This is a genomic window from Enterococcus italicus DSM 15952, assembly GCF_000185365.1.
GTDB classification, from domain to species: Bacteria; Bacillota; Bacilli; order Lactobacillales; family Enterococcaceae; genus Enterococcus_G; species Enterococcus_G italicus.
Window position 1 is genome coordinate 825,901 of the sequence record NZ_GL622241.1, and the last position, 6,769, is coordinate 832,669.

The following is a 6,769-nucleotide window of genomic DNA, read 5'->3' on the forward strand; positions in this document are numbered from 1 at the left end:
TTGCTTTGTTGCCTAAACATGGATAAACGTTGATATGGCAACGATAATAGCAGGCAACAACATAATAAAAATTAAACTAAAAGCAACTTTCTATTGTTGCTTCATGGAGGGAAAGCACAATGACTAGAGAAGAAATCAAGCGAAAGGTAATGAAATTAATGGTAAACCGAGTATATGAAGAATTTGCTGAAAGTGAAGAGTATGAGGCGATACTACTAAGCGATATTGAGGATAAGGATTCCGTTATCATTTTAGGTGTATATGATCGTGTATGGGAAGGGTTATTCGAAGAGAGACTAAGAAGCTTTGTAAAAAAAGTAAAATCGATAGATGACTTAATGGATGAAATTGTTCATTTGTCACGAGATATAAAAAGCTTCGAAACACAGTTATATATGCTGGCAAATAGAACAGAAGATGGGTCTTTGACAGGCGAAGCTATGAACGCTTATGCCGGATTAGTGCCAAATACGAACATGGAAATATTAGAAACTATTGAGGAGGTCGTTCTATGCAAGAACTAACAATTATTGAACAATCCGTACTAGAACTTATTCCGAGAGGTGGAGCGGTCAAACGTTCAGCTTCTGAAATTGCTTCGCTGGTAGGATTAGAAAGAAGAGATATTCAAGCGGTGGTCAATCGTTTAGTTAAGAAAGGCGTTCCTATCGTTGCAAAACGTGATGGGCGGTATATCGAACGGGGCTATTATATTGCCACTACGGAGGAAGAACGAACAAAGGGGCTAATATCTCTCAAACGTCAACAAAAGGACACAGAGGAACGCATAAAGCTAGTAGAGCATGCGGACTTAAAGAACTGGGAAAATAATTTGAAAAGGGCGGTGTCCGAATGAGCAAAGTAATTTTTATTGACAATAAAGGACAAGCAATGCAAACAGAAGTGGCAGATTATTGCAGTATCACGTTAAAAATCCAAGATGGGAAAGTAACGAGTGTAGATCATCATGAATCAGTAAGATTGCAGCCAATACTAGACCATCAAAAAAGTATGAAAAACGTAGCTAAAACGCACGAAAACATAGCTAAAACGTTGATTTAATAGCATTTTAATGGTATAATAGAGACAGTTAAATAGTAGGTATCTGACCGAAAAAATCGGAGGGTATGACGTAGCGAGTGGAAGCTTGTGGCGTTGTACCCTCCTTTGTTGTTCCTTGAAAACCGAATGAGCGCTTGTTTAACGACCGTCCTAGATGATGTCAATTCCAAGCTAGACCAACGACCATAAGCGCACAAGGCAACAAATATCGCAAAATATCAACAGATTAGAGCGACTGAGATAGAAATCGGCTAAATGTATGGCATGAAAGTAGAATCGCTTAGAACGCAAATTAGGTGGCAATTAGAGTATGCTAGTTAGTGGTGTGGCGCTAGTCGAATCTGACTAACATTACTGATAATTTTATCGGAAATGCAGTCAAACGAATATTCAAAAAAATGGTATAAATATCAAGTTTACATAATGCAAGTTATACCAAGTTAAGAACATGGCTTCCTTGAAATATAGGGCTTTTCTTGGTAATTAAACTACAATTTGTAAAATTATGTAAACGAAATAAATCAAAATTTTTGCATATTATTTTAATGGCGGAATTTCAGTCTCTCTAATCTGTTATTTTTTGGATATTTTGAACTTTTTATACAGGAAAGGAGAGAGCCAAAATGGCTGAATTAAATATACGGCAAGACAGATTTTTAAAGGCATTACTGCAATGTGCTTCGGTTGACCAGGCATGCAAAGAAGCGGGCATTAATCGAACAACAGGCTATAAGTATCTTAAAGACGAGTTATTTATGGACGAGTACAGATCATTGAGACGTGACGCCATGCAGCAGGTAACAGCGCAGCTACAAAAGAAATCAGAAGAAGCCGTACAGGTCTTATCTGAGGTAATGAACGACAAGGAAGCCCCACACGCTTCGAGGGTGACAAGTGCTAAAAACGTGCTTGATGTGGCTTACAGATCACTTGAGTTGGACGATTTGCAACAAGAAGTAGACAAGCTAAAAACGGCACTGGAGGCGGAACAATGACCAGTCAACGCATATCAATGAAAAAGGACATCGAAAAACTAAAACAGTTGGCGGTTGCCGCTGGGTTTAAACCAGTAGTCTTTCTTAGCAAAGAAGAAGCCGATAGTTTTGACTTTGATTCATTGGATAGCCGAACAATGGTGTTTATTGATGATCTAAAAGATGATGAGGTAGACGAATGATAACCAAACAAAAAAATAGAAAAGCTAAAGCAACTATACGAAAGAAAGTACACGAAAGACTTTGATATTTTCTTAGAAATAGAAGTGAAGTTGTATTGCGTTATAAAGGCCATAGAGGGCGATAGCAACGACTTTGAGGAAATAGATGTGAGTACATTACCAGAATCGTTAAGACGCAAGGCAATGCGTGATTGGAGCAAGAAAAGCTATGTTACCGATGAAACACTAGAAGAGATTTACGATAATCAATTTAATAAATAAAATCCATTAGAAGGAGAGATTATAGCGTGAAAAGAAAAGAATTTAGTTTTATGTTCAATAAACAGTATCAAGCGATTATCAAGGAAGCACAAAAGGAAATGAAACAAATAAAACAACTGATTGATTATGATTCGAAAGAAGAACGCTTAAATCAAGCGATAAGCGACTCAAAGAAAAATACCGTTAATGCTATCCAAGACTTTGTAAAATCCCAAAAGCAAGCCATTAAAGACCAACAAACGGCTATTGAACAAAGTTATGCGAAAGCAAGAAATACCTATAAAAACCCTACAGAAGAATTGTTACGTAGACAAGATTTTGATATGGAAGTTGGCTCAATGGATCAAAGTGAAATTGCTACCTTAGTTCATACGCCTGGGAGGACATTTACCACTTATGAATTGAATAAATTGTACTCATTGGACGTAGATAGTACCACAAAATCACTACTGAAAGCCGCCATCAATAAAAACAAGCATCCGTATAGGGAAGAAGAAAAATATCAATACTTACAGAAAGAGGCAGCAGAACTTGAACTAATTTCCAATGAATCAATTCAAAGGGCTATCTTATATTTACCTTCTGAATCAGCTATAGGATTTGAAACGATCAGCGTGAACACATTATTTTCTTTTAAGGATAACTATGAGTACGAACAGAAGAATCAAACGATAGAGAATGCTTTAGCAATTGTTCCCACAAATGAAACAACTCAAGTATACTCACGTCAATCATCTTCACTATCTGAACTTGCTGGTATTCGTGAAAAGCCAGAACGAGTGTATGAAGATTTTGATCCTCGAATTTTTAAATCATCAAGTAACTATGACATTACAGATCGATTCAAATATTTAAAAGAACGGTTTAATGAAAATGATACAGATCGGTTTGACGTAACAAAAGAGAACTACAGTATATATGATCACCTAGACTATTTAGAAGGCCAGCATGCTAAGAAACTGAAAACTGATACAAATTATCGTGAGGCATATCAGAAAGCTGAGAAGGCTGCAAATAATGCCGATAATGTACAGGTAGAAGAATAGATACAGCATAGTTTGAAAGGGGTGGTTCTATTGATTGTATAAATAGTTTTGACATGTTTAATTCAAAAACTAAAAAATCCTAAAATAGGTTAGCCAAAGAAGAACTTGGCTGCTTGCATTTTTCGTTCTGTATCTGTGTTGGTTGTAGACCACTCTCTTCGGAGGGTGGATTTTTTTTGTGTGCATGGTAATGTTAAGAATTGCTAAGTAAATTTGTGTGCTCAGAAGCGATTCTAAGGATTTTTTAAATGGTAGTTAGGTTGATACATTGCAATCTAACTGGTAAAATTGTAAAAAAAGTACTGGAGAAAATAATGAACAAAGGAAAATCTACCGATGGATTAATGAGACATATTAGGGATAAACATGGTATTGATATAAATGGAGGAGTGGAGAAACAACAACTTTTGAATATAGGTTATTATCATGGTTATAAGGCATCTAGGTATGTTAAGTCTCGGGAATCAACACAAGAATATTCACAATTCAAACAAGTAAAAGCGGTATACGATTTTGATCTTGCTACCAAAGCTATTTTTTATCCTATGCTTATTATTATTGAAACTTCTATAAAGAATCGTCTAATTGACTCACTTGTTACAAGGGATCAATGCGATATTGAATATATATATTCGAAGAAACTAAAAGACTATTCATCGAAGGACATTGGGAGTAAGGATTATAAAAAATATTTAAAAAAGAACTTAGAATTAAGGAAAAAAATCGATGAAACAATTTCTTATTATTATGGCAAAGGGCATCCCGCTATTCAACATTTTTTTCATAGTAATAAACCAATTCCGTTATGGGCTTATTTTGAGGTAATAACCTTTGGTGAATTGGGAAATTTTATTTCTTGCATGAATAAGGACCTTAGAATAAATCTAGCTCAAAAAATGAGTCTACATCATACTGGAATGAATCAAAATGGTAGAATGATGGAAAATATCGTTCTTTCTTTAACGGGACTTAGAAATGCTACGATGCATAATTCTATGATATTTGATTGCAGATTTGACAGATCAAATATTTCCGGTCAATTAAAACAATTCGTTGGCAACCAAACAGGGATTGCCAATATAACTTTTGACACTTTGACAGATTTTTTAATTTTACTAATTTTAGTTTTAAAGAAAATAAAAGTAACTAAGACAGATTTAAAAAGATACGTAAGAGACTATGAAGAGAATCGTGAATTTCTTTTTGAATCAATTCCATTTAGTGCGTATACTCAAATTATGGGTACCGATTCAAAAATTAAAATAAAAATTCTTAAAGAATTTATCAGTAAATAATTCTTTACATTTTTACTTTTTGATGATATGCTACTAATTACTAAATAGGGGTGTATTACTTCGGTTTGCACTTGAAGGAGCTAGATGCGTCTAGCTCCTTTTTCATGCACCATAGCCCCCACGCATAATGAGTTTTTTGAATGCCATTTTGAATGCCATTTGCTTGAAAAAATTTGATATTTATTGATATATGGCATTCAATAAATAGATGAAAAAATGTTGATTTATCAGCATTTGACAAGTGTTATTCATGAAATTTTGGTCTACATCGAACAAGGAAAAATAGCAAAAGTGACAGAATAAAACAACGCCTAGTACTACTCTTGTAAGAGTGTTGCTAGGCGTTGTTTCATGTGAAACAAAAAATACGTCTCCCAAAATAATTTGCAAACGATTTTTCGTTTTGTCAGCATATAAAAAAACGAATTGAAAGAAAGTTGGTTTATTATGGAAGATACATTTAATCTGATTGAGTATAAAAATGGTTATAGTGCGAGCGATGAGACAGTTCAATTTCTGTATTGTGAGCAGCAATATATGGTTGATGAAATTGTTGCGCTTGATGAAAAGCTAGTCACGGCCAGACATGCCATCAAAAAACATTTAATTGACCAACACGGAGGGCCACTTTTAGGTCTTTTAAGCCAGACTAAGGAACAATTAGGTGTGACACAAACGCAAAAAGATATTCTCGTGCTCTTTGCCTAACAATTAAGTGACACGACCATTGCTCAACGCTTGGAGATTTCGACATCAGCTGTCCGCAATCAACGATTTAAATTAAAAGAAAAAGAACGACAAGCCACGCAGTTTTTAAGTGTGATGAGTCTCTTAAAGAATGGCCACGATTGGCAAGTACATCGCGGTGCAACGATGATTGATGAACGTTATCAGATTCATGAAGAAGAAAGACAACATGTCTGTGATACGTATTTCGACGAGCAAGGACGGCTAAAACAACTTCCTAGCAAAGAAAAACGGAAAATAATTGTACTCCAAAAACTCAGTCAGCTGTTTGATTTTCAAAAAAATTATTCAGAACGTGCCGTAAATGATCTGTTGAAAATGAAAGTCGACGACTATGTAACTGTCCGCAGATACTTAATCGAGTATGGCTTTTTCAGACGAACCAAAGATGGTGCAACGTATTGGAGACAAGGATAGCTATCAAATACCTTTTCGATACAAAAAATAAGAATACGCAATCGGTAGGGCGATGACCGCAATAATTGGAATATAAATAAGCTTTGCAGCGAAGAAAGCTAAGAAAAAGACACAAGCCCCACAAACGAGAAACACTTTACCTGCAAAGCGATGCGTCATGTTCCAATTCTTCTCGCTATGCAAGGTCCAGGGAACTTTGATACCAATCGTCGTATTTTGTTTGGTATAAGGTAAAATAAAGCCAATAGCAAGGAAAACAAGCGCAATGAAAATCTCAGGAAAATACCGCAACGAAGCGAGATTGACACCCAATGCGTAGCCATAAATAGCTAACATACAAACAGATCCAATAATCGGTACCAGCCAATAGCTATAGCGGACAATCGTTTGGTTACGAGTATTTTGCGGGTCATTTTCAATAAAGAAAACCACAATCAGCTGAATAATAAGGAAAATTAAGGGTAAGCCAATGACAGTAAATGGCTTTGAACTCCAGCCATTAGGAACCCATTCACTAGAAAAATGAGTGGCTATTTGGTTAGGTAATTGGTGCCAAAAGAGCGCGCCTAATAAAGAAAAGAGAATGATTGGCAGACAAGAACGTAACAGTCGTTTGTATTTTTTTGGCATAAGACATCTCCTCAAATCGTCATTCATTACTGTTATCATATGTCGTATAGACCAAAGAAGCAACTCTTCATGGAGACTAAAACGTCAGGCAGCATCAAGGAAAGAGGAAAAGTATGACACGATTGTAAACAAAA

General features: G+C 35.6%; 10 protein-coding genes. 9 read left to right on the forward strand and 1 reads right to left on the reverse strand.

Features of this window, described 5'->3' with window-relative positions; all coding sequences use genetic code 11:
* The first annotated feature begins 119 nt into the window (after positions 1–119).
* From HMPREF9088_RS03865 to HMPREF9088_RS12325, 9 genes are all read left to right on the forward strand, one after another.
* On the forward strand, positions 120–524 hold the full coding sequence (locus tag HMPREF9088_RS03865) for a hypothetical protein (RefSeq protein ID WP_007207836.1): 405 nt from the start codon (positions 120–122) through the stop codon (positions 522–524).
* Complete coding sequence (locus HMPREF9088_RS03870) at positions 512–856, forward strand: hypothetical protein (protein WP_007207837.1); 345 nt, start codon at positions 512–514, stop codon at positions 854–856. The genes HMPREF9088_RS03865 and HMPREF9088_RS03870 overlap by 13 nt, the downstream gene beginning before the upstream one ends.
* Positions 853–1,062 (forward strand): DUF2292 domain-containing protein, encoded by a 210-nt coding sequence (locus tag HMPREF9088_RS03875; RefSeq protein WP_007207838.1) that lies wholly within the window; start codon positions 853–855, stop codon positions 1,060–1,062. Before HMPREF9088_RS03870 ends, HMPREF9088_RS03875 begins: the two co-directional genes overlap by 4 nt.
* Positions 1,063–1,685: 623 nt before the next feature.
* Positions 1,686–2,057 carry a hypothetical protein gene (locus tag HMPREF9088_RS03880; RefSeq protein ID WP_007207839.1) on the forward strand — a complete coding sequence of 124 codons (372 nt, stop codon included), beginning with the start codon at positions 1,686–1,688 and terminating at the stop codon, positions 2,055–2,057.
* On the forward strand, positions 2,054–2,239 hold the full coding sequence (locus HMPREF9088_RS03885; RefSeq protein ID WP_007207840.1) for a hypothetical protein: 186 nt from the start codon (positions 2,054–2,056) through the stop codon (positions 2,237–2,239). Before HMPREF9088_RS03880 ends, HMPREF9088_RS03885 begins: the two co-directional genes overlap by 4 nt.
* 287 nt (positions 2,240–2,526) lie before the next feature.
* A complete protein-coding gene (locus HMPREF9088_RS03890; RefSeq protein WP_007207842.1) occupies positions 2,527–3,546 on the forward strand; it encodes a hypothetical protein in 1,020 nt (339 codons plus the stop codon).
* Between the two features lie 314 nt (positions 3,547–3,860).
* Positions 3,861–4,841, forward strand: a complete 981-nt coding sequence (locus tag HMPREF9088_RS03895) for an Abi family protein (protein ID WP_040367215.1) — start codon at positions 3,861–3,863, stop codon at positions 4,839–4,841.
* A gap of 447 nt (positions 4,842–5,288) precedes the next feature.
* Positions 5,289–5,549 carry a hypothetical protein gene (locus HMPREF9088_RS12320; RefSeq protein ID WP_007207844.1) on the forward strand — a complete coding sequence of 87 codons (261 nt, stop codon included), beginning with the start codon at positions 5,289–5,291 and terminating at the stop codon, positions 5,547–5,549.
* A 30-nt stretch (positions 5,550–5,579) separates the two neighbouring features.
* Positions 5,580–6,005: a DUF2087 domain-containing protein gene (locus HMPREF9088_RS12325; protein WP_007207845.1), complete on the forward strand. Its 426-nt coding sequence runs from the start codon at positions 5,580–5,582 to the stop codon at positions 6,003–6,005.
* Positions 6,006–6,008: 3 nt separating this feature from the next.
* On the opposite strand, the gene HMPREF9088_RS03905 is transcribed toward HMPREF9088_RS12325, so the two are convergent.
* A complete protein-coding gene (locus tag HMPREF9088_RS03905; RefSeq protein WP_040366357.1) occupies positions 6,009–6,635 on the reverse strand; it encodes an SdpI family protein in 627 nt (208 codons plus the stop codon).
* Positions 6,636–6,769 lie beyond the last annotated feature (134 nt).